Below are 23,557 nucleotides of genomic sequence, written 5' to 3' on the forward strand. Positions count from 1 at the left end.
TTCTTCTCCAGAAGGTAGGGGGGGTGGAGGGCTGGTGGCCGGGGACCGGCGGGCTCAAGGCCTCGGTGCCTGGATCCTTGCCAGGAGGTCCTCGAACGGCGCAGACGGTTCGATTCGGCGGGGAGGGCGAACCGGGGACCGCCCGACGAGCATTTCGGCCACTTCCCGGGCGGCACGGCGTGACCTCTGCTCCAGGGCGGTTTCATCGTCGGCGCCGGCCCCCCAGTCCTGGGGTGCCGCATAGACCGCGGTGGGAGCTACCCGCGCCCGCAGGTAACTGAAGAGTGGTCGCATGGCGTGTTCGAGAACCAGGGCGTGGCGCGCGCTGCCGCCCGTCGCCCCCAGGAGAACGGGCATGCCCTCGAGCGCGGTGTTGTCGATGACATCGAAGAAGGATTTGAACAGTCCGCTGTAGGACCCCGAGAACACAGGGCTGACGGCGATGAGCGCGTCCGCGTCCGTGACGTCCCGGATGGCCGCGGCCAGGGTGGGTGGTGCGAACCCGCTCACCAGGTGGTGCGCGATGTCCACTGCGTGGTCGCGGAGCTCCAGGACCTCGACGGTGGCGCTTTGGCCGGAGACGGACAGTTCATCCTTCAGGGCGCCCCACATCACATCGGCAAGCATCCGACTGGACGACGGGACGCCGAGCCCCGCTGTGACAACTGCGACTTTCGTCATGGCGCCTCCTCTAGTAGATGCAAACGCATCGATTCCTTCAACGCGCGGATGCGCCGGGTCATTCCCGAGAAGACAGCCCTAGGCCAGGACGACGACGCCGAGCAGCGAGATCCCGGCGAGCAGCAGGGTCGAGGCGGCGCCCACCGCGGCGAACCGTCCACCCGTGCGAAGGAGGCGCCGGACGTCGATTCCGGCACCGAGCCCGAACATCCCGGCTGCCAGCAGGAGGGTGGTCACCGTGCGTCCGACGTCGAGCACGGGCTGGGGCAGGAACCCGAGGGACCGCAGCACGACCATCGCCAGGAATCCCACGACGAAGAGGGGCACCAGCGGCGTGGCAGGGCCGGCCGCGCCCGCCTTCCCGTCCTCCGCGGTGGCCGTACCGCTCCGCCCCGGGCGGCGTCGTTCCGCAAGGCCAGCTGCCGCCGCCACGGGCGCGAGCATCAGCACCCGCCCGAGCTTGACGACCGTCGCGGATGCGAGAGCCGTCGCCCCGGCGGTGCTCGCGACCGCCACCACCTGCGCCACCTCGTGGACGGCGAGTCCGGACCAGATGCCGAAGCTCGTGGCGTCGAGTCCGAGGACGGCGTTCAGGAGGGGCAGCGCGATGATCATGAGGGATCCGTAGAGGGTGACCATCGCGACGGCGGAGGCCACCTCGTCGTCGTCGGCGTCCACGATGCCCTGCATCCCGGCGACGGCGGATGCTCCGCAGATGGAGAACCCTGCCGCCATGAGCAGGGCGCCCGCCCGGCTGAGGCCGAGCTGCCGGCCCAGCCAGAGGGTGCAGGAGAAACTGAGGGCGACGCACGCGACGATCAGCAGGATGACCTGCGGGCCCAGGGCCAGGATGTCCGGCAGCGCGAGCTGGAGCCCCAGCAGGACGACGCCCGCGCGGAGGAGGCGCTTGGTGCCGCCGCCGATGCCCGTGCGGAGGGGCGCCGTGTACAGACCCGAGTTGCCGAGCAGGATCCCGAGGACCAGCGCGATGACGAGGGCTCCGAGCACGGTCTGGAGACCGGCCAGGAGCACGGACACGCCGACGCCGGCTGTCAGGACGAGAAGACCCGGGACCCACGCGCGGAGCTGGGGGCCCCGGGTCTGCCGGGCGGTGCTGCGGCTGCTCATCGGCACGATCCTCCCGGCCGCCCCGCGGGCGGCCCGTGGCGCTGTCCGGACCGTGGACCGATCCTCCATGCGCCAGCTTACGGGGGGAACCGGGCATGCCACGCGTGCCCCTCTCCCTCGCCTGCAGCGTGCAACCCGTGCCCGGGAAGGCAGGAACGACCGGCTTTCCGTGCGTCCGGTGGTCTTCTCCGCCTTCTCGACGGGCGGGCAGGGAGGTGCGGAGACCGGCCCTAGAGGATGCCGTCGGTCAGGGCGTTCGGGGTGCCGAAGCGGTGCGCGGTGACGCTGATGGCCTGCTCCTGAAGGAACGGCAGCAGTTCGATCCGCCCCGATTCGGTGACGGGCTGCGCGTAGATGGCGAGGTCCGGGCGTCCGCCCGTCGCAGCCGCGAGCGCGGACGCGCCGTCCCCGATGAGCCGTACGCGGCTCATCGGCAGTGATGACGCGCGGGCCAGCCAGGCGTCGTCGTCCTCGATGGCTACGCCCTCGGTGTGCGCCGAGACGACGGAGCGGAGTGCTGCCGGGAGGTCGACGGCGGTCGAGACGGCGACGGGGGCTCCCGCCGCCCTCGCCGCGAGGAGCACGCGTACCAGGTCGGCGAGGGGTGCACCCGCCGCGAGGCGGACCGTCACGGGATGGGCGAGGTACCGGAAGAGGTTCCGCTCGGCCGAGAGGGCCGAGACATCCTTCACGCGGCCGAACTCGCTGTTCCACGCGGCGGCGTCCGACGCGGCAGCGCGGGCCAGGCGTGCGACGTCGCCCTCGGGCAGGCCGGCCGACCGCGCGGCCGCGAGCAACGGGGCGACGACGGGCAGGGGCGCGTCCTGGGCGGCGGATTCCCTCGACACCCAGGAACCGAGGCCCACGAGGTAGTTGGGGCCTCCCGCCTTCGTCCCGGCGCCTACCGCGGACTTCTTCCACCCGCCGAAGGGCTGGCGCTGGACGATCGCGCCGGTGATCCCGCGGTTGACGTAGAGGTTGCCCGCCTGCACGCCCTCGAGCCAGACGGCGATCTCGCGGGTGTCGAGCGAGTGGATGCCGGAGGTGAGGCCGTAGTCGATGTCGTTCTGCAGCGCGATGGCCTCCTCCAGGGTGGCTGCGGTCATGATGCCGAGGACCGGCCCGAAGTACTCCGTGAGGTGGTAGGTGGACCCCCGCTTGACGCCGTCGCGCACGCCGGGGCTCCACAGGCGGCCCGACGCGTCGAGCTGCCGGGGCTCGGCGAGCCAGGACTCGCCCTCCCCGAGCGTCGTCAGGCCGTCGAGGAGCTTGCCGGTCGCGGGCTCGATGACGGGACCCATCTGGGTGGTCGGGTCCTCCGGATAGCCGACGGACAGGGACGTGACGGCGTCGAGGAGCTGGTTACGGAAGCGCTGCGACGTACTCACGCTGCCCACGAGGATCACCAGGGAGGCGGCCGAGCACTTCTGGCCCGCATGGCCGAAGGCCGACTGCGCGACGTCCTTCGCGGCGAGGTCGAGGTCCGCGCTCGGGGTCACGATGATCGCGTTCTTGCCGGAGGTCTCGGCGAGCAGCGGCAGGTCCGGGCGGAAGGAGCGGAACAACTCGGCGGTCTCGTACCCGCCGGTCAGGATCACGCGGTCCACCCGGGGGTCGGAGATGAGCCGGCGACCGAGGTCACCCTCCTCGACCTGCACGAGCCGCAGGACCTCGCGCGGCACACCCGCCGCCCAGAGCGCCTCGATCATGACCGAGCCTGACCGGCGGGCCTGGGAGGCCGGCTTGATGATGACGGCCGAACCTGCGGCGAGGGCGGCGAGGGTGGAGCCCGCGGGGATCGCGACGGGGAAGTTCCACGGCGGCGTCACGACCGTGAGCCGCGCCGGGGAGAACGAGGCGCCGTCGACGTCGTCGAGTTCGCGGGCGCGCTCGGCGTAGTAGTGGGCGAAGTCGACCGCCTCGGAGATCTCCGGATCGGCCTGATCGAGCGTCTTGCCGGTCTCGGCCGCCATGACCTCCATGAGCTCGGCGCGGTGCGCCTCGAGGGCGTCACCTGCCCGATGCAGGACCTCGGCGCGCTGCGCTCCTGTCAGGGAACCCCAGGACTCAGCAGCGCCCACGGCGCCGGCGATGGTGGCGTCGAGGTCGTCGGCACGCGTGAGCGTGGTGGCTGCCACGGTGCCGATTCCCAGCTCGGAGGTGGGCACCCGCTCGAGGATCGCCCGTCCCCAGGCGCGGTTCGCCGGAAGCGAGGGATCGGTGTCCGGGGTGTTCTCGAACCCGGTCCCCGCATGGGCCGGGGCGGGGACGGTGCGGTCCTGCCGGCGATTCGGTGCCGGGACGGAGGTGTCGAGCTCCCGGAGCGACGCGAGGAAGCGGTTCTTCTCCCGCTCGAAGAGTGCCTCGTTCTCGGAGAGCTCGAAGACGGCCGACATGAAGTTGTCCTGGCTCGCGCCCTCCTCGAGCCGGCGGATCAGATAGGCGATGGCGACGTCGAACTCGCGCGGGTGCACGACCGGCGTGTAGAGGAGCAGCGACCCGACGTCGCGTCGGACAGCCTCCGCCTGGCCCTGGGCCATGCCCAGGAGCATCTCGAACTCGATGCCGGAGCGGACCCCGCGCTCCCCGGCGAGGAGCCAGGCGAAGGCGAGGTCGAAGAGGTTGTGGCCCGCGACGCCGATGCGCACGTTGTCCACATGCCCGGGCTGCAGGGCGTAGTTGAGCACGCGCTTGTAGTGGGTGTCCGATTCCTGCTTCGAGCCCCAGGTGGCCAGCGGCCAGTCGTGGAGGGACGCTTCCACCTGCTCCATCGGCAGGTTTGCTCCCTTCACCACGCGGACCTTGATGCCGGCGCCGCCCCGGGCACGCCGCGCGGCCGCCCATTCCTGCAGGCGCATCATCGCGGCCAGGGAGTCGGGGAGGTATGCCTGCAGGACGATCCCGGCCTCGAGGTCCGCGAACTCGGGCCGGTCGAGGATGTCCATGAAGACCGCGATCGTCAGGTCGAGGTCCTTGTACTCCTCCATGTCGAGGTTGATGAACTTCGGCTTCTCGGCTGCGGCGGCGAGTGCGTACAGGGGAGCGAGCTTCTCGGCGACGTGCCGTACGGCCTCCTCGAACGCCCAGGAGGGGTGCGGGGCGACCGTGGAGGACACCTTGATGGAGACGTACTCGACGTCGGGGCGCTCGAGCAGGCGGACCGTCCCGGCGAGGCGGCGTTCCGCCTCGTGCTCGCCGAGTACCGCCTCGCCGAGGAGGTTGACGTTCAGGCGGATGCCGTCGCGCCTGATCCTGCTGATGGACCGCCCGAGCTTCGCGTCGGACGCGTCGATGATGAGGTGGCCCACCATCTCCCGCAGGACCCGCCGGGCGATGGGGATGACGACCTGCGGAAGGACGGGGGCGACGGCGGCGCCCACCCTGACGGCCGAGCGCATGTACCAGGGGAGGAACGCGGGTACCTTCGGGGCGATGATGCCGAGGTTGCGGGCCGCGACCGTGAGGTCCTCGGGCCGGATGACGCCGTCGACGAAGCCGACGGTGAAGGCGAGACCGTCGGGATCCTTGAGGACGCCGGCGAGCTGCTTGGCCGAGGAATCGACGGGGACCTTCGAGGCCTCCGTCAGCCACCGCCGCACGAGGGCGATCGACGCGTCCGGCAACGTTGCCGGGATAGCAGTGGTGCCGCCCTCGGCGGCCGCGAATCGCCGGGACGCGCCGTCGGACCCGGGGTGCGGGGTGGCGGGCAGGTCCTGGGGTGCCGGGGTGGCGGCGATGCCTTCGCGAGGCGGGATCTGGGTTGTCATGGCAACGGCTTTCGGTCGAACGGCTCTCGCCGGGCAGAGGGTGAAGCAGCTACTTCGACCTCAGTATCCGGCTCACCGTACGATTAGGAAAAGCGATGATTACTGAACGGTATTCATCAGCGGAACCGAATCCTGGAGGTCCGATGCTCGATCTACGCAGGCTCCGCCTGCTCCGGGAACTGAAGATCCGCGGCACACTCGCCGACGTGGCGGCCGCGCTGAGCTACAGTCCGTCCTCCGTGTCACAGCAGCTCGCCCTGCTCGAGAAGGACGTGGGCGTGGAGCTGCTGCGCAAGGCCGGGCGTCGCGTGGTCCTGACACCGCAGGCCGAGGTGCTCGTCACGCACACCGCGGAACTGCTCGAGACCCTCGAACGGGCCGAGGCGGATCTCGCTGCCTCGCTGACCACGGTGTCGGGGACCGTGCGGGTCGCTGTGTTCCAGTCCGCCGCGCTGGCGCTCATGCCCGACGCCCTGACGGCGATCATCCGGGACTACCCGGACGTGCGCGTCGAGATGGTCCAGCGAGAACCGGAGACCGCCCTGTACGAGACGTTCGCCCGCGACTTCGACCTCGTGATCGCCGAGCAGTACCCGGGCCACGCAGCGCCCCGCCACCCCGAGCTCGACCATGTGGCGCTGACGGAGGACGCGATCCGCCTCGCCGTCCCGCTCGTGGGCCCCCATCGCACCGGCATCTCCTCCGTGGCGGAGGCGGCGGGAGCGGCATGGGTCATGGAGCCCAGGGGGGCAGCGTCACGGCACTGGGCCGAGCAGGCATGCCGACGGGCCGGGTTCGAGCCCGACGTCCGCTACGAGACCGCGGACCTCCAGGCGCAGGTCCGCCTGATCGAATCCGGCAACGCCGTGGCCCTCATGCCCGACCTCGTCTGGACGGGCCGGAGCGTGCCGGTGCGCCTCCTCGAACTCGAGGACGACCCCCGGCGCTCCATCTTCACGTCGGCCCGCCGTGCCGGCGCGCGCAGGCCGGCGGTGCTGGCCGTCCGTGAGGTCCTCGACCGGGCGGCGGCCGATGCCCGCCGCCCCCGGCCGCCGCAATAAAAGGCCGCCTGTGCCCGTTGATCCCTCAGTCGGGCGTTTCGCCCCTCCCCGCATCGCTCCTAAGGTTGTTCCATGTCCAGCCAGTCCATCCAGTCCACTGCGTACTCGCAGCTCGAGTCCGCCCCCGTACCGGCCACCGTCGAAAGGGTCGCGGAGACGGTGCTGCCCACGAGGTACGGGACGTTCCGCATGGTCGGGTACCGTGACGGCGGGGGAGTGGAGCACGTCGCCCTGGCGCAGGGGATCGAGGACGACGCCCCTGGCGGGCCCATCCCGGTGCCGCTGGTCCGCGTCCACAGCGAATGCCTCACGGGCGACGCCTTCGGATCCTGGCGGTGCGACTGCGGGGACCAGCTCGCAGCGGCGCTCTCCGCGATCTCCGAGGAAGGCCGCGGTGTGGTGGTCTACGTCCGCGGGCACGAAGGCCGCGGGATCGGCCTGCTCGCCAAACTGAAGGCCTACGCGCTGCAGGACCAGGGGGTGGACACCGTGGACGCGAACACCGCCCTGGGGCTGCCCGTGGACGCACGCCGCTACGACCAGGCGGCGGAGATCCTGCAGGACCTGGGCATCAGCGCTGTCCGCCTGCTCTCCGGCAATCCTGCGAAGGAGGAGGCGCTCGAGGACCTCGGGATCACCGTCGTCGAGCGCCGCGGCCTGCCCGTGTCCGAACGCTCGGAGAACGCCGGATACCTCGCGACCAAGCGGGCCCGCATGCGGCATGACGCCGCGCCCTCCGCCGACGCCTGGGCCGCGCTCCTCGACGGCACCGTCCCGGCCGCCCCCGCGCCGGGCGAGGCGGAGGAGCTGACGCACCGTTACGGCTACCTCGCGGGAGCGTCCGGGCAGGTCGTTGTCGGCCGGCTGCGCCAGAGCCTGGACGGCTTCATCGCCTCGCGCTCCGGCGACTCCGGCTTCCATGAGGACCGCGGCGACCACGGCCACCTCCAGAGGCTCCGGGCCCTCGTGGACGCCGTCGTGGTCGGGGCGTCCACCGTCCTGGCCGAGGACTGCGCGCTCGCCGTCGAGGACGTACCCGGCAGGAGTCCCGTGCGCGTCGTGCTCGACGCGGCGGCCAGGGTCGGCCCGGACGCGCGAGTCCTGGCCGGCGGCGTCCCCACTCTCTGGATCGTCGGGCGGGACGCCGCTGTCCCCGAGGCGCTGCCGTCCTCCGTGGAGGTGGTGCGGCTGTCCGTCGAGGACTTCGCTCCGCGACGTGTCCTGGACCTCCTGCAGGCGAGGGGCCTGCGGAAGGTGCTGGTCGAAGGCGGCGGGAACACCGTCTCGCGGTTCCTCGAGGCCGGCCTGCTCGATCGGCTGTACCTCACCACCGCTCCCGTCCTGGTGGGCGACGGCGTTCCGGGTATCCGCTTCTCGGGGTCCGACGCCCTCGCCGAGGCGCGGACGGCGCCCGTCCGGCGGTTCGTGTTCGGGCAGGACATCTGCACGGAGTTCAACTTCGCCGCGGTGCGGTAGCCCCGGCAGACGTCCTGCGGCCGGGGTCAGGAATCGTCGCTGAGCCTCTTGCTCCTGCCCTGCAGCCGGTCGATGTGCTCGGAGGCCTCGGCCTTGGTGATGTCCGCCGGGATCTCTTCGCCCGCCTCGCGCGCGAGGGTGTCCAGGTAGCTGCGCTGTGCGGCGGTCATGGGCTCGTCGCCGGTGACCCAGTCCGAGGGATCCCGCTCGAATCCGCCCTCGGGCTCGGAGTTCGGACTTCCCAGTGTGTCTGCCATATCGGTTCCTCTTCGGTCGTTTCCAGCCTGAGCCATCAGTCTACTTAGTTTCCCGGCAGTTCCACGCTCCTCTGCCGTCATGCCCGGTTCGACCTCAGCCGGCGCTCCGAGTGCGCGGCGAGTCGCATCCTGCCTCCGGCGTAGCGGACGCCACCGCGGGCCCTGCTGGCGACCGCGAGCCAGCTGCACACCGCCCGCTCGAGCAGCCACGCCGGGGCCCAGAGCGAGGCTGCGGGACGGAAGACCGCGGCTCCGGAGTGCCGTCGTCGTCCCAGCTCCGCGAGTGCGACGACGGCGAGGCCGGCCGCGGCGAGCTGCCGGGCCGTCGGCCGGGCGAGGAGGATGGCCGGGAGCAGGCTCAGTTCGACGGCGAGCCTGCCGGGCTGGGCGAAGCTGTCGTACGCCTGCCGGACGCGCTGGCCGAGGAAGTGCCGCGAGGAGCAGGGCAGGCGCGCCACGAAGAGGTCGTCGGCGCGGGCCTCGACGCCGCCGGCAGCCCGCACCGTCCGGATCAGTTCGAGGTTCTCGAAGAGCGCGTGGGCGCAGTACCCGCCCGCGGAGAGGAGCGTGCTGCGCCGGACGCCGAGCGTGCCCGGGTAGTCGGAGGCGAAGGCGCGGTTGAGCAGGGTCCGGCCGGTGTCCCAGCGGGCATGCCACGGCAGTCGTGCGAAGTAGTTCTGGGGGCGCACCACATCCGCGTCCTCGAGCAGTCCGAGCAGGCGCTCCGCTTCCTCGCGCCCGTACCGGACGTCGTCGTCGGCGATGATGACGCGTTCATGCCGTGCCGCGGACAGGCCCGTCAGGACGCCATGGACCTTGCCGTTGCCCCCCTGCAGCACGGCGTCGGGGTCGGGTCGCAGGTGGCGCACCCCGGCCGGGAAGGCGCCCGCGTGCCGCTCGAAGAACGGATCGGCCGAGCCGTCCACCACGGTGACGTCCATCCAGCGCACGAGCTCGCGCAGGTAGGAGGCCAGTTCCGCCACGGGTCCCGTGTCGGTCCACTTCAACGGCAAGATGTACTCGGCTGCGTACCGCATGAAAGGTCGGTGTCCTCCCTGTGCAACGGGTTTCCGGACCGGCTGTCCGCTTCCCACCCATTACTAAGGGTGCTTACGGTGAGGGGGCAAGGAACCCACGGGTGCAATTGCCCGTAGACACCAGGAGGAACAGTGAGCCAGCCAGCGCAGCAGCAGGAGCCGCCCGGAACCACCGATGCCATGGACCCGGCGCCCGACCACGGCGAGCAGTCCTACCGCGGTTCGGGCCGTCTGACCGGCAAGAAAGCGGTGATCACCGGTGGGGACAGCGGAATAGGCCGTGCCGTGGCGATCGCCTTCGCGAGGGAAGGCGCCGACGTCCTGATCAGCTACCTCGATGAGGACGACGACGCCCGGGAGACGGGCCGCTGGGTGGAGGAGGCCGGCATGCGGGCCGTCCTCTTCCCGGGCGACCTCGCCGACCCGGCGACGTGTCGTGCGGTGATCGACAGGGCCGTCGAGGAGTTCGGCAGGATGGACGTCCTCGTAAGCAACGCCGCGTTCCAGATGACGCACGAGACCATCGAGGAGATCCCGGACGAGGAGTGGGACCGTACGCTCGCGATCAACCTCAGCGCGTTCTTCCACCTCACGAAGGCCGTCCTGCCTCACATGCCGCCGGGCGGGTCGATCATCGGCTCCAGCTCGGTGAACTCGGACAACCCGGTCCCCACGCTGCTGCCCTACTCGGCGACGAAGGCGGGTATCGCCAACATGACCGCGTCCATGGCGCAGCTCCTGGCGGACCGCGGCATCCGGGCCAACTCCGTGGCGCCCGGTCCCATCTGGACCCCGCTGATCCCGGCCACCATGCCGGAGGACCAGGTGGAGAGCTTCGGCCGGCAGGTGCCGATGCAGCGCGCGGGCCAGCCGGCGGAGCTCGCGCCGGTGTACGTCCTGCTGGCCTCCGACGAGGCGAGCTACGTCTCGGGAGCGCGCATCGCCGTGACCGGCGGGCAGCCGATCCTGTAACCGCCCCCGCCGACCGGGCGGCCGACCCGTCCGGAGCGCCGCCGGGTACGAAGAAATCCGGCACTCCTTCCGCGGACGCATGACAGTGGTCGTCCGCGGAAGGAGTGCTTCCCGGGTGTCGGCCCTATCCTCCGAACATCGGCAGGGGGGCGCCGGCAATCCCGGCCCCGACCGCGAAGAGCGCGCCCGCGCTCGGCTCCGATCCCGCCGCGATGTTCTCCTGCGTGGTCGTGATGAAGAGCGTCGACAGGTCCTTCCCGCCGAACGCGCAGGCCGTCACATTGGTCACGGGCAGGGGGATGTGCTCCGAGAGCCTGCCCGACGCGTCGTAGCGCGCGATAGCCCCGCCCCCGTAGAGGGCCGTCCAGATCCCGCCCTCGGCATCGATCGCCATGCCGTCCGGCATCCCGAGCGCAGGCTCGACGACGGCGAACGTCCGGCGATCGGTGAAGCGTCCCGTCCCGACGTCGTAACCGAGGGCATCGATCCTGCCGGTCGGCGTGTCGCTGAAGAAGGCGGTGTCACCCGAGGGGGAGAAGTGGAGGCCGTTCGAGATGGTGACACCGGTCAGGACGGTGCTCACCCCGTGGTCGCGGTCCAGGGAGTAGAGGGTGCCCGCGCCGAAGCCGCCCTCCCAGCCCATCGATCCGCACAGGAAGCGGCCCGCGGTGTCGCAGCCGCCGTCGTTCATGCGGATGGTGCTGTCACGAAAGGCCTCCGGGCCCTGCTCGAGGGTCGAGAAGTCCTCGTCGGCGAAGAGGAAGCCACGCTCGACGCCGACGACGTATCCGCCCGACGACCGGCCGCGGATGACGCCCGCGAGGCGTGGATGCACATCGTGCCGGTCCAGGCTGCCGTCCTCGTGCCGCACCAGGACATCGCCCTCCTGCATGTCCACCAGCAGGAGCTCTCCGCGGCGCGGGTCCCAGTAGGGCCCTTCCCCGTGGAAGGTGCAGACGTCGGAGATTTGTTCGGCTTTCACGGTGCCTCCTGGCAGTGGTCGGAATCGGTGGTTGCACGAGTGGCAGGGATCGGTGCTGCGTCAGCCGCCCGATGGTGCAGGAGTGGCATCGGAGAGCCCGACGCAGGCCCGGGACTGCTCGACGCGCGAGACGGCGTCCCCGAGTTCCACCAGAACGGTGCTCGAGGCGACCTCGTCCGGGTCGAACAGGACCTCGACGGCCGGATCCCGCCCGTAGGTCGTGGCGGTCCAGGCGGGATCGCCCTCGCGGACCACCCAGTCGACGTCGTTGACGGTCACGCAGGGATCCGTGGTGGGGCCGGGAACCGTCACGCCGCACCGGAGTACCACTTTCGAGGGATCGCCCCACGCGGAGGTGGCCTGGCTGTTCGTGTCGCGCTGCTCGTTCTCCGCGACCGTCGGCGGCAGGGCGATCATCACGTCGGCGCAGCCGGCGTTCGCGGCATCCTCCGCCGGATCGACGTCCACCACCGAGGCGCAACCGGAGAGGCTGATCATGAGGGCGGCTGCGGGCACCAGCGCTGACAGGGTGCGGGGGAGGGCGCGCATGGTCCCACCCTAATAGGTGGTCCGGCTCCGGACGCGACACGACCGCGGGGTCCGGCGCGGGAAGCCGGGCCGTACGCCGGTGCGACAGTAGGATTCAGGGGCCGCAGCCAGTCTCAGGCTGCCGGTTCCCACCCGCATGCGATGCTGCACGGCAGCCGGATGCGTGAGCCCGATCGAGGACGAATGACCGCGCCGAACCGCAGCACCCTGTCGACACCCGCCAGCACCAGGATCGCCTGCGGGGCGGTGGGCGCCCTTCTCCTGGGAGCGGTCCTCGCTACGCCGACGGCCGCCCTCGCGCTTGATCCGGTCATGGCCCCGGATGCCCCGCCGGCCGTCTCCAGCCAGCAGGAATCCGAGACCGTGCGGCAGCCGCAGCCCGGGGCGACGTTCGGTGAGCCAGCTCCTCCCGTGGCCGATCCGACCGCGACGGCGGGCATCGACGCGCGGACAGGCTTCGCCATCAATGCCCGTACCGGATTCCTGGTCCACCCGGCCACCGGACACCTCATCGAACCGGGAACCGGGAATCTCCTCTTCGCGGACTCCCTCATCTACACCAACCTGCGGTACGACGCCGTCACCGGCGGAGTCGCGGAGATCACCGGGGAGGTCGCGGTGCCCAGCCCGAGCGCGGACGATCCGACGCCCCCGCCCACCGCGACGGGACCCGCCGCCGTGCCCTCCGTGCCCTCCGTGACCCCCGCGCCCGCCACGACCGCCCCCGCGACCGTTCCGCCGGCACCGCCCGCCGCCGCGTCGGACGCCGCGGCGTCGACGCCGGGCGCGACGTCGACCCTCCGCCCGAGCCGGTCGGCGACCCCCTCGGCCTCGAGCAGTTCGCCCGTCGCGGCCGAGGAGGAACGAGCCGCCTCCCTGTCGCCGATCGCCTGGATCGGTGCGGCGATCCTCGCTGCCGCCCTCGCCGTCACCGCGGTGCTGGCGGCCCGTCGTCGCGGGCGCCACCAGTCCTGAGCCGGCCCTTCCTGCTGCGGCACGGGCCGGCGCGACGGAAGATCGGCGCCTGGGTCGGCATGGCCGAATGGGGCGATGCCGATCCCGCCCGGTAAAGTGCAGGACGTGAAGAATCTCTTGGTGACCGGCGGCGCCGGCTTTATCGGGTCCAATTTCGTCCACTACCTGATGGAGCACACGGACGTCTCCGTCACGGTCCTCGACAAGATGACCTATGCGGGCAACCGCGCCTCCCTCGAGGGCCTGCCCGCCGACCGCTTCGAGCTGGTGGTCGGCGACATCGCCGACGCCGCCGTCGTCGACCCGCTCACCCAGCGCGCGGACGCCGTCGTGCACTACGCGGCGGAGTCCCACAACGACAACTCGCTGCACGACCCGCGGCCGTTCCTCGACACCAACATCATCGGCACGTACACGCTGCTCGAGGCCGCGCGCCGGTACGGGAAGCGCTTCCACCACATCAGCACCGACGAGGTCTACGGCGACCTCGAACTCGACGACCCGGCCCGCTTCACCGAGAGCACGCCCTACAATCCCTCGAGCCCCTACTCGTCCACCAAGGCCGGTTCCGACCTCCTCGTGCGCGCCTGGGTGCGTTCCTTCGGCGTCCAGGCCACGATCAGCAACTGCTCGAACAACTACGGGCCCTACCAGCACGTCGAGAAGTTCATCCCGCGCCAGATCACCAACGTGATCGACGGCGTGCGTCCCAAGCTGTACGGCGAGGGACTCAACGTGCGTGACTGGATCCACGCGAACGACCACTCCTCCGCGGTCTGGACGATCCTGAACAAGGGCGAGATCGGTCAGACCTACCTGATCGGCGCCGACGGCGAGCGCAGCAACAAGGACGTCGTGGAGCTCATCCTCACGGAGATGGGCCGGCCCGCCGATGCCTACGACCATGTGGTGGACCGTGCCGGACACGACATGCGCTACGCCATCGACTCGACGAAGCTCCGCACGGAACTCGGCTGGAGCCCCGAGTTCCACCACTTCGAGCAGGGGCTGCGGGACACCGTGGCCTGGTACCGCGACAACGAGGCGTGGTGGCGCCCGCAGAAGGCGGTCACCGAGTCCAAGTACACCGAGCTGGGGCAGTAGCGCATGGGTCCCATATTCTCCAAGCCCCTCGCTGCGCGCGAGACGCCGATCCCCGGCGTCGTGCTGTTCGACCTCCCGGTCCACGGTGACAACCGGGGCTGGTTCAAGGAGAACTGGCAGCGGGCGAAGATGGTGGCAGCCGGCCTGCCCGATTTCGGTCCCGTGCAGAACAACATCTCCTTCAACGAGACCGCGGGCACCACACGCGGAATCCATGCCGAGCCCTGGGACAAGTTCATCTCGGTCGCGACGGGCCGCGTGTTCGGCGCCTGGGTGGATCTTCGGGAGGGCCCGTCCTTCGGCAGCGTCTTCACGGCGGAGCTCGATCCCTCGACGGCCATCCTGATACCCCGAGGGGTGGGCAACGCCTTCCAGACCCTCGAGGACGGGACGGCCTACACCTACCTCGTCAACGACCACTGGTCGGCGGACGCGCAGGACCAGTACGTGTTCCTCAACCTCGCCGACGAGACGGCAGGCATCGAGTGGCCCATCCCGCTCGCCGACGCCGAACTGTCCGACAAGGACCGCAACCACCCGCGCCTCGCCGACGTCACGCCGCTCGCCCCCCGCAGGACGCTCGTCGTCGGTGCGGACGGGCAGCTGGGCAGGGCCCTCCGCGAAGCGCTCGCGGACCATCCCGCGGTCGAGTTCGCCGGGCGCGCCGAGCTCGACCTCCTCGGCGGGAACCTCGACGACGCCCGGCCGTGGGCGGCGTACGACACGATCATCAACGCGGCTGCGTACACGGCCGTCGACGCCGCGGAGACCGCCGAGGGCCGCGCGGCCGCCTGGGCCGTGAACGTGACGGGCGTCGCAGCCCTCGCGCGGGTGGCCACCGCACATCGCCTGACGCTCGTGCACATCTCCAGCGACTACGTGTTCGACGGGTCCCGGGACGTGCACGACGAGGACGAACCCGTCAGTCCGCTCGGCGTCTACGGCCAGACGAAGGCCGCGGGGGACGCGATCGTGGCCACCGTGCCGCGCCACTACATCCTGCGCACCAGCTGGGTGATCGGGGAGGGCGGCAACTTCGTCCGGACGATGGCCGGTCTCGCAGGCCGCGGTATCTCCCCGAGCGTCGTCGACGACCAGGTGGGCCGCCTCACCTTCACCGAGGACATCGCCGCGGCCGCCCTGCACCTCGTGGCCACGGCAGCCCCGTTCGGCACCTACAACGTCACGAACGACGGCGAACCGCAGAGCTGGGCGGAGATCGCGGCTGAGGTGTACGCGCTCTCGGGCAGGGACCGGGGGGACGTCACCGGCGTCAGCACGGCCGAGTACTTCGCCGGCAAGCAGGCTGCCCCGCGCCCGCTCCGCAGCACGCTCGACCTTGCGAAGCTCAGGGCGACGGGCTTCGTACCCGCACCGGCCGCCGACCGCCTCGCTGCCTACGTCGCAGCACTGACCACGGCGTGAGCCCGCTCGGGCCCTGGTCGGTCTGTCGGTCGAACCCCGTACGGTAGCCCCATGACCGAAGCATCGCAGTCCGCGGAGGATCCCGTGCAGGCTCCCGAGCCGCTGGGCGACGGCGGGGTGAGCGCCACCAGTGTCGACGGGATGTCGGAGGGCGGGCTCCTGGCGAGGATCCTGCCCCTGCTCGGTGCGGCGACGAGTGCGCTGGTGGGGCCGGGTGACGATGCCGCGGTGCTGCCGGGTTCAGGGCCCGTCCTGATCTCCATGGACACTCTCGTGGAGGACCACGACTTCCGGCTCCTCCGGCCCAATGGATTCCGTACCACCGGCTTCGACGTCGGCTGGAAATCGGCCGCACAGAATCTCAGCGACATCAACGCGATGGGCGGTACGGCCACGTCGCTGGTCGTGAGCCTGACCCTGCCCCCGCACACACCGATCGCCTGGGTCGAGGACTGCGCCCGGGGGTTCGCAGCGGGTATCCGGGGCCTCGGTGCCACCGGGTGTTCGGTCGTCGGCGGGGACCTGGGCGGTGGCGCGCGGCTCGTTATCACGGCGGCCGTGACGGGACGACTGGAGGGTCCTGCCGTCCTGCGGTCCGGTGCGGAACCGGGACACGTCCTCGCGGTCGCGGGAACCCTGGGACGTGCCGCAGCCGGCCTGGCGGTCCTCGAGGACGGCCGCCCCCTCGCCGACTTCGGGCCGCTGGGGCAGGAGCTCATCGCCGCTCAGGTGCGCCCCAGCCCGCCGCTGGCGGCCGGACCGGCGGCAGCAGCAGCCGGGGCGAGCGCGATGCTCGACATCTCGGACGGGCTCGTGCGCGACGCCGGGCGGATCGCGACGGCGAGCGATGTCCAGCTCGACCTCGACCCGGTGGCGCTGCAGCAGTACGCGGAACTCCTGCGGCCGGTGGCCCGGCTGCTGGGTGTCGACCCGATGGACTGGATCCTCGGGGGCGGCGAGGACCACGGGCTGCTCGCGGCGTTCCCCGAGGATGCCCTGCTGCCACCCGGGTTCACTGCGGTAGGCTCGGTAGTGCCGGGCAAGCCGCTGGTGACACTGGCGTCACGGGTGGCAGCTCTCAGGGGATGGGATCACTTTGCACACTAAGATCACCGCCAACGCTGTCGCGATGAAGCGTTGGCTGAGCAGGGCCGAAGAGTCCCTCGGCAACCACAGCGACCGCCTCAACGCCATCAACATCTTCCCGGTGGCCGACGGCGACACCGGTACCAACCTGTACCAGACGGTCCGCGCGGCTGCCCGTGCGGCGCAGGATGCCGAGACCTCCGATCTCGGGGAGCTGCTCACCACGGCCGGCAGGGCCGCGATGGAGGACGCGCGCGGCAATTCCGGCACCCTCTTCGCCGTCTTCCTGGCAGCGTTCGCCGAGCCGCTGCAGGGCGCCACGCGACTGACCTGCACGCTCCTGGCGTCGTCCCTGCACCGGGCGCAGATCCGCAGCTGGTCCGCCCTCAGTGATCCCGTCCCGGGCACCATGCTCTCGGTACTCGAGGCGAGCGCATGGGGAGCAGCCGACACCGCGTCGGAACACGCCGGCGACGACAGCAACCACGCGCTCGCCTCGACCCTGCGCGCCTCGGTGCAGCATGCCCTCAGGGCCGTCGTGCATACGGAGAGCCAGCTCGGGCCACTCACCGACGCGGAGGTGGTCGACGCCGGCGGTGTCGGATTCCTGCTGATCCTCGACGCTCTCCGGGCTGCCGCGCTCGGGGAGGAACTGCAGGACGAACTGCTCGACGGCCTCCACGGGTACGACATCCAGGCCCCGCACATCCACAACGGCGGTGACGCGGACGGCGTCGAGGTCATGTGCACGATCAACCTGAGCCCGCTGGACGCGGCCACGCTGCGACTCCACCTCGACGAGCTCGGCGATTCGGTCATCATGAGCGCCGTCACCGAGGTCGCAGAGGGTTATCGCTGGCGCGTCCACGTGCACGTGCCGGATCCCGCCCCCGCGCTGGCGCTGATCCACCAGGCGGGCACGCCCGTCAACATCACGGTGACCCAGCTCGCCCTGCCGGCGGTAGGAGACGCGAGCCGGTGACACCTGACGCGATACGGCCGGCGACCGCCTCGGAACTCGATGCACCGCTCGACCGGCACCTGGGGCCGGTGGCGAAGCACCTGGCCAAGTACTTCGGCATCCGGACGGTCGGCGAACTGCTCCATCATTTCCCCCGCACCTACCTCGAGCGCGGTGAGCTGACCCCGATCGCCGATGTCCCGGTGGACGAGGAGGTCACCCTGATGGCCCGCGTGCAGTCCGCCAACTCGCGGCGGATGCACACGCGCAAGGGGATGCTCCTGGAGGTCGTCATCACCGACGACGCCGACGGGGGCATCGGTGGGATGAACCTGACGTACTTCAACGGCTTCGGTGCCGCGCGTGACCTCAAGCCCGGTGTGCGGGCGATGTTCTCCGGCAGGGTGACGGTCTACCGCGGCCGGCTGTCACTCACCAATCCGCGCTACGTCCTGCTCGACGAGGGCGACGAGGACCCCGATTACGCCCATCGGCCCATCCCGGTCTACCCGGCGGTCGAGAAGCTCGGCAGTGAGCAGATCGCGGCCGCTGTCGCCACGATCCTCGGCACCCTGCGGCTCTCCGAGCTCGACGACCCCGTTCCCGCGTCGATCGCCCGACGCGACAAGCTCATGAGCCTCGCCACCGCCTACGAACTCGTGCACCGTCCCCAGCGGGTCGAGGACGCCTTCCGGGCCCAGCACCGCTTCCGGTACCAGGAGGCGTTCGTCCTGCAGGCCGCCCTCGCCCGCCGTCGTGCCCTCGCGGCACGGGAGGAGGCGACGGCGCGGCCGCCCCGGACGGGCGGTCTCCTCGACCAGTTCGACGCCCGGCTTCCCTTCACGCTCACGCAGGGCCAGCTCGACGTCGGGCGGACCCTGGCGGACGATCTGGCGCGGGACCACCCGATGAACCGGCTGCTGCAGGGTGAGGTCGGCTCCGGCAAGACCCTCGTCGCCCTGCGCGCCATGCTGCAGGTCATCGACGCCGGAGGCCAGGCGGCGCTCCTGGCGCCCACCGAGGTACTCGCCGCCCAACACCTCCAGTCCATCACCAGGACGCTCGGCCCGCTCGCCGAGGGCGGGATGCTGGGCGGCGCGACGGACGGCACGCGCGTGGTGCTGCTCACCGGTTCCATGTCCACGGCCCAGCGGAAGAGATCCCTGCTCGACGCCGCGTCGGGGGAGGCCGGGATCGTCATCGGCACCCATGCACTCCTGTCGGAGAACGTGCAGTTCTTCGATCTCGGCCTGATCGTCGTCGACGAGCAGCACCGGTTCGGCGTGGAGCAGCGCGACACCCTGCGCACCAAGGCCCGCACCTCGCCGCACGTGCTGGTCATGACGGCGACGCCGATCCCGCGGACGGTCGCCATGACGGTGTTCGGCGACCTGGAGACCTCCACGCTGTCCGAACTGCCCGCCGGGCGGTCGCCCATCGCCACGCACGAGGTGGGCCTCACGGAGCACCCGGCCTGGATGGGCCGCATCTGGTCCCGCGCCCGCGAGGAGATCGACGCCGGCCGCCAGGTGTATGTGGTGTGCCCCAAGATCGGCGACGACGGCAAGACCGAGGAGGACGCCCCCGAGGCGTTGTACGGGGAGCCGCAGCCGGAGCGGAAGCCCGGCGGGCAGCAGGAGCTGACCAGCGTCGTAGGGCTCTTCGAGTCCCTCGGTGGGATCCCGCAGCTGCAGGGAGTCCCGACAGCCATGCTGCACGGGCGCATGGACCCGCAGGACAAGGCTGACGTCATGTCGCGCTTCGCGGACGGCAGCGTCCGGCTCCTCATCGCGACGACGGTGATCGAGGTCGGCGTCGACGTCCCCAACGCCACGCTGATGGTCATCATGGACGCGGACCGGTTCGGCATCTCGCAGCTCCACCAGCTGCGGGGGCGCATCGGCCGCGGAGGGCACGCGGGCACGTGCCTGCTCGTGACGAAGCTCGAGCCCGATCACCCGAGCCGGGAGCGACTGTCCGCCGTCGCCTCCACGACGGACGGTTTCGAACTCTCCCAGAAGGACCTCGAGCTCCGGCGCGAGGGGAACATCCTCGGGGCCTCGCAGTCCGGCGGCCGCTCGGCCCTGCGCTTCCTGAAGATCACGCAGCACGGCAAGGTCATCGAGAAGGCGCGCAGCGACGCCCAGGAGATCGTCGCGGGGGATCCGGACCTGCACGACTACCCGGGCCTGTCGCTGGCGATCGACCTCTACCTGAACCCCGAGAAGGAAGCATTCCTCGAGAAGGGCTAGAACGTCTTCTTCCGCTTCTGAGGATGTAACATCCCTTCCATGACGCAATTGCGGATCGGAGATGCAGCGCGCTTCCTGGGGGTCAGCGACGACACCGTGCGGCGCTGGATCGACGGGGGCCTGCTCGGCAGCGCGAAGGACCCCTCGGGCCGGGCCGTCGTGGACACGCTGGAACTCGCCGGGCTCGCGCACCGGAACGCCGTCCTGCCCGGCGATCCGTCCGACATCGGGCGCTCGGCCCGCAACCGGTTCGTAGGGATCGTCACGGATGTCATCATGGACACCGTCATGGCGCAGGTCGAACTGCAATGCGGTCCGCACCGGGTCGTGTCCCTCATGAGCAGCGAGGCGGTTCGCGAATTGGGTCTGCGGCAGGGTTCCATCGCGATCGCCGTCGTCAAGGCCACCACGGTGATCATCGAGACCCCGGCGGGGAAGCCCTGACCATGGCGAGATCGGCCCGCTGGGGAACCGTCGTCGCCCTGACCGCCGCCGTCGCGGCCACTGCCGCCTGTGGGACAGGAGAACCGGACGCGGGAAGTGCAGGGACGGCGCGCGATGCGATCGACGGCACCATCACCGTGTTCGCCGCGGCCTCCCTGGAGGCGGTCTTCACCGACCTGGCCGCGCGGTTCGAGGAGGCGCGCCCGGGGGTGGAGGTCAGGCTGAACTTCGGGGGATCCTCGGACCTCGTCACGCAGATCACCGAGGGCGCTCCCGCCGATGTCCTCGCTTCCGCGGATGCGCGGACCATGGACAGGGCCCGCGACCTGCTCGCAGGAACCCCGACCGACTTCGCGTCCAACACCCTCCAGCTGGCTGTCCCGCCGGACAACCCCGCCGGGATCACCTCGCTCGCCGACGCGGCGGAGCCCGGGGTCAAGACCGTCGTATGCGCTCCGCAGGTCCCCTGCGGGGCAGCGGCGGCGGTGCTCGAGGAGGGAACCGGGATCGATCTTCGGCCCGTCAGCGAGGAGTCGTCCGTCGCGGACGTCCTCGGAAAGGTCGTCGCGGGGGAGGCGGATGCCGGCCTCGTGTACGTGACGGACGTGCGGGCCGCGGGGGACACCGTGCTGGGAATCGATGTCCCGGAGGCCACCGGCGCGGTCAACACCTATCCCATCGGCGCCCTCGCCGGAAGCGCAGAGGCCGCCACCGCGCAGGCGTTCGTCGACTTCGTCGCCGGTGCCGAGGGACGGACCCTCCTCGAGGAGGCCGGTTTCGGTGCGCCCTGAACCCACCCGCGGCCGCTGCCCGGCAGGGACCCGGCACAGGCGATGAGCAGCGCGCGTCTTCCCCGGTGGGTCGTGGCGATCGCCGTCGTCGGCGGACTGTTCGTGGTGGTGCCCCTGGTGGCGATGGCGCTGCGGGTCGACTGGCCGGGCTTCGTCCCCCTCGTCACCTCGGAGAGCGCGCGGGCTGCACTGTCGCTCAGCCTGCGGACCTCCCTCACCGCGACGCTGCTGTGCATCCTCCTGGGCGTCCCCATGGCACTCGTCCTGGCCCGCACATCGTTCCGCGGACAACGGCTCGTCCGGTCCCTCGTACTCCTGCCGCTGGTTCTCCCGCCGGTGGTCGGCGGGATCGCCCTCCTCTACACCTTCGGTCGGCGGGGGCTCCTCGGCAGCAGCCTGAGCGCCGCCGGCATCGACATCGCGTTCTCGACGACGGCGGTCGTGATGTCGCAGGCCTTCGTCGCGCTGCCGTTCCTCGTGCTGAGCCTCGAGGGTGCGCTGCGCTCGGTGGGAACACGGTACGAAGCCGTCGGAGCAACCCTCGGAGCCGACCGGTGGACGGTCCTCCGGCGCATCACCCTGCCGCTCGTCCTGCCCGCGCTCGTGTCGGGCGCCGTCCTCTCGTTCGCCCGCGCCCTCGGGGAGTTCGGGGCGACGCTGACCTTCGCCGGCAGCCTCCAGGGCACCACGAGGACACTCCCGCTCGAGATCTACCTGCAGCGCGAGACGGATCCGGAGGCGGCCGTCGCCCTCTCGCTCATCCTCGTCGTGGTAGCGGTAGCCGTCGTCGGCGTCGCGCACCGCGTGCGGCCCGTGGGAGGTGACCGGACATCCTCCCGGCGGACCGTGGGACCATCAGGCGTGCCGGACGCCGGGAAGGCCACCCGGTGACCAACCTCACCTTCGCCGCGCGCCTCGCCGAGCGGGGCTTCGAGCTCTCCTTCACCCTGGCTTCGGGCGAGACGCTCGCCGTACTCGGCCCGAACGGAGCGGGGAAGTCCACTCTGCTCAACCTCGTCGCAGGGCTCCTCACGCCGACGTCCGGCCGCGCCACCCTGGGCGGGACGGTCCTCTTCGACGCCGACGCGTCCCGACGCATCGACACCGAACCCCGGTACCGCGGAGTGTCGCTCCTGTCGCAGGAAGCCCTCCTGTTCCCGCACCTCACGGCCCTCGAGAACGTAGCCTTCGGTCCGCGGAGCCGCGGAGCACACCGGAGGGCGGCCCGCGGGAAGGCCCTGGAGTGGCTGGAGCGCGTCGGCGTCGCGGACCTCGCCCACCGCAGGCCCGCCCAGCTCTCGGGGGGCCAGGCGCAGCGGGTCGCCGTCGCCCGCGCGCTCGCGGCCGATCCGTCCCTCCTCCTGCTCGACGAACCGCTCGCAGCGCTCGACATCGCGGTAGCCCCCGCCGTCCGGGCGCTCCTGCGGGAAGTCCTGGCCGGGCGCTCGGCCATCATCGTGACGCATGACCCGCTCGACGCGTTCCTCCTCGCGGACCGCGTGCTGATCCTCGAGGGCGGCAGGGCCGTCGAGTCAGGCTTCACGCGCGAGGTCCTGACGCGTCCGGTCACCGGCTTCGGTGCGCGCCTGGCGGGCCTGAACCTCGTGGAGGGCCATGCGACGACGGCAGGCTTCCGGGCGGATACGGGGCTGGAGGTGCCGCTCGCCGAGCCGGTACCGGCGGGTACGCGCCTCGCCCTGACCGTCCGGCCCGCCGACGTCGCCGTCGCGCGGGCAGCAGGAGCCGGTCCCGGGTGGAGCCGCATCACAGCGGAGGTCGACGACGTCGAGCACCGGGGCGACGTCGTCCGGGTCCACGCCGCAGGACTGGCGGCCGACGTCGCCCCGGCGGACGTCGTGGCCCTCGGGATCGTACCCGGGCTGCGGACGTCCATCGGGTTCCGCCACGAGGATGCAACGGTCTATCCGGTCTAGTCACGGCCGCCTGCGCGGCGTCGCGGCCGGGCGATAGAGTCGGGACATGACGCGCATCATCGCAGGAGCAGCAGGCGGCACGACCCTCACCAGCGTCGAGGGGAACGGCACCCGGCCGACGACGGCCCGCGTGAAGGAAGCACTGTTCTCGAGCCTCGAGTCCTACGGCGTGGTCCACGGAGCGCACGTCCTGGATCTCTACGCCGGTTCGGGTTCCCTGGGTGTGGAGAGCGCGAGCCGCGGCGCGGCCTCCGTGGACCTCGTCGAGTCCGCCGACCGCGCCGCCGCCGTCGCACAGCGGAACGCCGACCTCGTCAACCGCGTGCTCGGCTGGACGGCCGTCCGCGTGCACCGCACCAAGGTCGAGACGTACCTCGATCGTGTCGCGCCCGAACTGACCTGGGACCTCGTCCTCATGGATCCGCCCTACACGGTAGGGGAGGACGGCGTGCTCGCCGTCCTGGCAGCCCTCGAATCGAGGCTGTCGGAGGGCGCCGTCGTCGTCGTCGAGCGATCGGCGCGTTCGCCGGAACCGGCATGGCCCGCGTGGCTCGAACGCTTCTCGGACAAGAAGTACGGAGAGACACGCCTGTGGTTCCTGGAGCCCGCCGTCGACTGAGCCGTTCCCGTCCCGCGTGCACCTGCCGTGCGGACGGAGGTGCGGTGCCGGACCGC

General features: G+C 71.2%; 21 protein-coding genes. 14 read left to right on the top strand and 7 right to left on the bottom strand.

Annotated features, from left to right (window positions below; translation table 11 throughout):
* Window positions 1-54: 54 nt before the first annotated feature.
* From AC1MFI_RS11680 to AC1MFI_RS11690, 3 genes are all read right to left on the bottom strand, one after another.
* Window positions 55-681, bottom strand: a complete 627-nt coding sequence (locus AC1MFI_RS11680) for an FMN reductase (RefSeq protein WP_479817049.1) — start codon at window positions 679-681, stop codon at window positions 55-57.
* Window positions 682-759: 78 nt separating this feature from the next.
* Entirely contained in the window at window positions 760-1,809 is a 1,050-nt protein-coding gene (locus tag AC1MFI_RS11685; protein ID WP_479817050.1) for a YeiH family protein, read from the bottom strand.
* Between the two features lie 230 nt (window positions 1,810-2,039).
* The gene (locus AC1MFI_RS11690) at window positions 2,040-5,576 is read right to left on the bottom strand and encodes a bifunctional proline dehydrogenase/L-glutamate gamma-semialdehyde dehydrogenase (RefSeq protein ID WP_479817051.1); all 3,537 of its coding nucleotides are present in this window, start codon (window positions 5,574-5,576) and stop codon (window positions 2,040-2,042) included.
* Between the two features lie 143 nt (window positions 5,577-5,719).
* Between AC1MFI_RS11690 and AC1MFI_RS11695 the strand changes: the two genes are divergently transcribed.
* Together AC1MFI_RS11695 and ribA are read left to right on the top strand one after the other, a co-directional pair.
* On the top strand, window positions 5,720-6,637 hold the full coding sequence (locus tag AC1MFI_RS11695) for a LysR substrate-binding domain-containing protein (protein WP_479817053.1): 918 nt from the start codon (window positions 5,720-5,722) through the stop codon (window positions 6,635-6,637).
* A gap of 72 nt (window positions 6,638-6,709) precedes the next feature.
* Window positions 6,710-8,113, top strand: coding sequence for a GTP cyclohydrolase II (ribA, locus tag AC1MFI_RS11700; protein WP_479817055.1), 1,404 nt, complete (start codon window positions 6,710-6,712; stop codon window positions 8,111-8,113).
* Window positions 8,114-8,139: 26 nt separating this feature from the next.
* Here the strand turns inward: ribA and AC1MFI_RS11705 are convergent, their stop codons facing one another.
* Together AC1MFI_RS11705 and AC1MFI_RS11710 are read right to left on the bottom strand one after the other, a co-directional pair.
* The gene (locus AC1MFI_RS11705; protein ID WP_479817057.1) at window positions 8,140-8,370 is read right to left on the bottom strand and encodes a DUF3072 domain-containing protein; all 231 of its coding nucleotides are present in this window, start codon (window positions 8,368-8,370) and stop codon (window positions 8,140-8,142) included.
* Between the two features lie 77 nt (window positions 8,371-8,447).
* Window positions 8,448-9,407, bottom strand: coding sequence for a glycosyltransferase family 2 protein (locus AC1MFI_RS11710; RefSeq protein ID WP_479817058.1), 960 nt, complete (start codon window positions 9,405-9,407; stop codon window positions 8,448-8,450).
* A 132-nt stretch (window positions 9,408-9,539) separates the two neighbouring features.
* Between AC1MFI_RS11710 and AC1MFI_RS11715 the strand changes: the two genes are divergently transcribed.
* Window positions 9,540-10,379: an SDR family oxidoreductase gene (locus AC1MFI_RS11715; RefSeq protein WP_479817059.1), complete on the top strand. Its 840-nt coding sequence runs from the start codon at window positions 9,540-9,542 to the stop codon at window positions 10,377-10,379.
* Window positions 10,380-10,503: 124 nt separating this feature from the next.
* On the opposite strand, the gene AC1MFI_RS11720 is transcribed toward AC1MFI_RS11715, so the two are convergent.
* Window positions 10,504-11,361 (bottom strand): SMP-30/gluconolactonase/LRE family protein, encoded by an 858-nt coding sequence (locus AC1MFI_RS11720; RefSeq protein ID WP_479817061.1) that lies wholly within the window; start codon window positions 11,359-11,361, stop codon window positions 10,504-10,506.
* A 60-nt stretch (window positions 11,362-11,421) separates the two neighbouring features.
* Complete coding sequence (locus AC1MFI_RS11725) at window positions 11,422-11,910, bottom strand: DUF3515 domain-containing protein (protein ID WP_479817062.1); 489 nt, start codon at window positions 11,908-11,910, stop codon at window positions 11,422-11,424.
* A 183-nt stretch (window positions 11,911-12,093) separates the two neighbouring features.
* Here AC1MFI_RS11725 and AC1MFI_RS11730 point away from each other — a divergent pair, with 183 nt between their 5' ends.
* The 11 genes from AC1MFI_RS11730 to rsmD all read left to right on the top strand — a co-directional run bounded on the left by AC1MFI_RS11730 (window position 12,094) and on the right by rsmD (window position 23,501).
* On the top strand, window positions 12,094-12,885 hold the full coding sequence (locus AC1MFI_RS11730) for a hypothetical protein (protein ID WP_479817063.1): 792 nt from the start codon (window positions 12,094-12,096) through the stop codon (window positions 12,883-12,885).
* A gap of 105 nt (window positions 12,886-12,990) precedes the next feature.
* Window positions 12,991-13,989 carry a dTDP-glucose 4,6-dehydratase gene (rfbB, locus tag AC1MFI_RS11735; RefSeq protein WP_479817064.1) on the top strand — a complete coding sequence of 333 codons (999 nt, stop codon included), beginning with the start codon at window positions 12,991-12,993 and terminating at the stop codon, window positions 13,987-13,989.
* A gap of 3 nt (window positions 13,990-13,992) precedes the next feature.
* Window positions 13,993-15,414 carry a sugar nucleotide-binding protein gene (locus AC1MFI_RS11740; protein ID WP_479817065.1) on the top strand — a complete coding sequence of 474 codons (1,422 nt, stop codon included), beginning with the start codon at window positions 13,993-13,995 and terminating at the stop codon, window positions 15,412-15,414.
* 51 nt (window positions 15,415-15,465) lie between these two features.
* Window positions 15,466-16,521 carry a thiamine-phosphate kinase gene (thiL, locus tag AC1MFI_RS11745; RefSeq protein ID WP_479817066.1) on the top strand — a complete coding sequence of 352 codons (1,056 nt, stop codon included), beginning with the start codon at window positions 15,466-15,468 and terminating at the stop codon, window positions 16,519-16,521.
* A 22-nt stretch (window positions 16,522-16,543) separates the two neighbouring features.
* On the top strand, window positions 16,544-17,482 hold the full coding sequence (locus AC1MFI_RS11750) for a DAK2 domain-containing protein (protein ID WP_479817067.1): 939 nt from the start codon (window positions 16,544-16,546) through the stop codon (window positions 17,480-17,482).
* Window positions 17,479-19,713 (top strand): ATP-dependent DNA helicase RecG, encoded by a 2,235-nt coding sequence (locus tag AC1MFI_RS11755; protein WP_479817069.1) that lies wholly within the window; start codon window positions 17,479-17,481, stop codon window positions 19,711-19,713. Before AC1MFI_RS11750 ends, AC1MFI_RS11755 begins: the two co-directional genes overlap by 4 nt.
* A gap of 39 nt (window positions 19,714-19,752) precedes the next feature.
* Entirely contained in the window at window positions 19,753-20,157 is a 405-nt protein-coding gene (locus AC1MFI_RS11760) for a TOBE domain-containing protein (protein ID WP_479817070.1), read from the top strand.
* A 2-nt stretch (window positions 20,158-20,159) separates the two neighbouring features.
* Entirely contained in the window at window positions 20,160-20,948 is a 789-nt protein-coding gene (gene modA, locus AC1MFI_RS11765; protein WP_479817071.1) for a molybdate ABC transporter substrate-binding protein, read from the top strand.
* 42 nt (window positions 20,949-20,990) lie between these two features.
* Complete coding sequence (locus tag AC1MFI_RS11770) at window positions 20,991-21,839, top strand: ABC transporter permease (protein ID WP_479817072.1); 849 nt, start codon at window positions 20,991-20,993, stop codon at window positions 21,837-21,839.
* Window positions 21,836-22,882: a sulfate/molybdate ABC transporter ATP-binding protein gene (locus AC1MFI_RS11775; protein ID WP_479817073.1), complete on the top strand. Its 1,047-nt coding sequence runs from the start codon at window positions 21,836-21,838 to the stop codon at window positions 22,880-22,882. Before AC1MFI_RS11770 ends, AC1MFI_RS11775 begins: the two co-directional genes overlap by 4 nt.
* A 46-nt stretch (window positions 22,883-22,928) precedes the next feature.
* The gene (gene rsmD, locus AC1MFI_RS11780) at window positions 22,929-23,501 is read left to right on the top strand and encodes a 16S rRNA (guanine(966)-N(2))-methyltransferase RsmD (RefSeq protein WP_479817074.1); all 573 of its coding nucleotides are present in this window, start codon (window positions 22,929-22,931) and stop codon (window positions 23,499-23,501) included.
* Window positions 23,502-23,557 lie beyond the last annotated feature (56 nt).

It is taken from the genome of Arthrobacter sp. BC5 (assembly GCF_056680255.1).

Excerpts from the sequence above, each read along its gene's own strand:
- AC1MFI_RS11680 (WP_479817049.1), bottom strand. The coding sequence starts at position 681 with ATGACGAAAGTCGCAGTTGTCACAGCGGGGCTCGGCGTCCCGTCGTCC.
- AC1MFI_RS11685 (WP_479817050.1), bottom strand. The coding sequence starts at position 1,809 with ATGAGCAGCCGCAGCACCGCCCGGCAGACCCGGGGCCCCCAGCTCCGC.
- AC1MFI_RS11690 (WP_479817051.1), bottom strand. The coding sequence starts at position 5,576 with ATGACAACCCAGATCCCGCCTCGCGAAGGCATCGCCGCCACCCCGGCA.
- AC1MFI_RS11695 (WP_479817053.1), top strand. The coding sequence starts at position 5,720 with ATGCTCGATCTACGCAGGCTCCGCCTGCTCCGGGAACTGAAGATCCGC.
- ribA (WP_479817055.1), top strand. The coding sequence starts at position 6,710 with ATGTCCAGCCAGTCCATCCAGTCCACTGCGTACTCGCAGCTCGAGTCC.
- AC1MFI_RS11705 (WP_479817057.1), bottom strand. The coding sequence starts at position 8,370 with ATGGCAGACACACTGGGAAGTCCGAACTCCGAGCCCGAGGGCGGATTC.
- AC1MFI_RS11710 (WP_479817058.1), bottom strand. The coding sequence starts at position 9,407 with ATGCGGTACGCAGCCGAGTACATCTTGCCGTTGAAGTGGACCGACACG.
- AC1MFI_RS11725 (WP_479817062.1), bottom strand. The coding sequence starts at position 11,910 with ATGCGCGCCCTCCCCCGCACCCTGTCAGCGCTGGTGCCCGCAGCCGCC.
- AC1MFI_RS11730 (WP_479817063.1), top strand. The coding sequence starts at position 12,094 with ATGACCGCGCCGAACCGCAGCACCCTGTCGACACCCGCCAGCACCAGG.
- AC1MFI_RS11740 (WP_479817065.1), top strand. The coding sequence starts at position 13,993 with ATGGGTCCCATATTCTCCAAGCCCCTCGCTGCGCGCGAGACGCCGATC.
- thiL (WP_479817066.1), top strand. The coding sequence starts at position 15,466 with ATGACCGAAGCATCGCAGTCCGCGGAGGATCCCGTGCAGGCTCCCGAG.
- AC1MFI_RS11750 (WP_479817067.1), top strand. The coding sequence starts at position 16,544 with ATGAAGCGTTGGCTGAGCAGGGCCGAAGAGTCCCTCGGCAACCACAGC.
- AC1MFI_RS11760 (WP_479817070.1), top strand. The coding sequence starts at position 19,753 with ATGACGCAATTGCGGATCGGAGATGCAGCGCGCTTCCTGGGGGTCAGC.
- modA (WP_479817071.1), top strand. The coding sequence starts at position 20,160 with ATGGCGAGATCGGCCCGCTGGGGAACCGTCGTCGCCCTGACCGCCGCC.
- AC1MFI_RS11770 (WP_479817072.1), top strand. The coding sequence starts at position 20,991 with ATGAGCAGCGCGCGTCTTCCCCGGTGGGTCGTGGCGATCGCCGTCGTC.
- rsmD (WP_479817074.1), top strand. The coding sequence starts at position 22,929 with ATGACGCGCATCATCGCAGGAGCAGCAGGCGGCACGACCCTCACCAGC.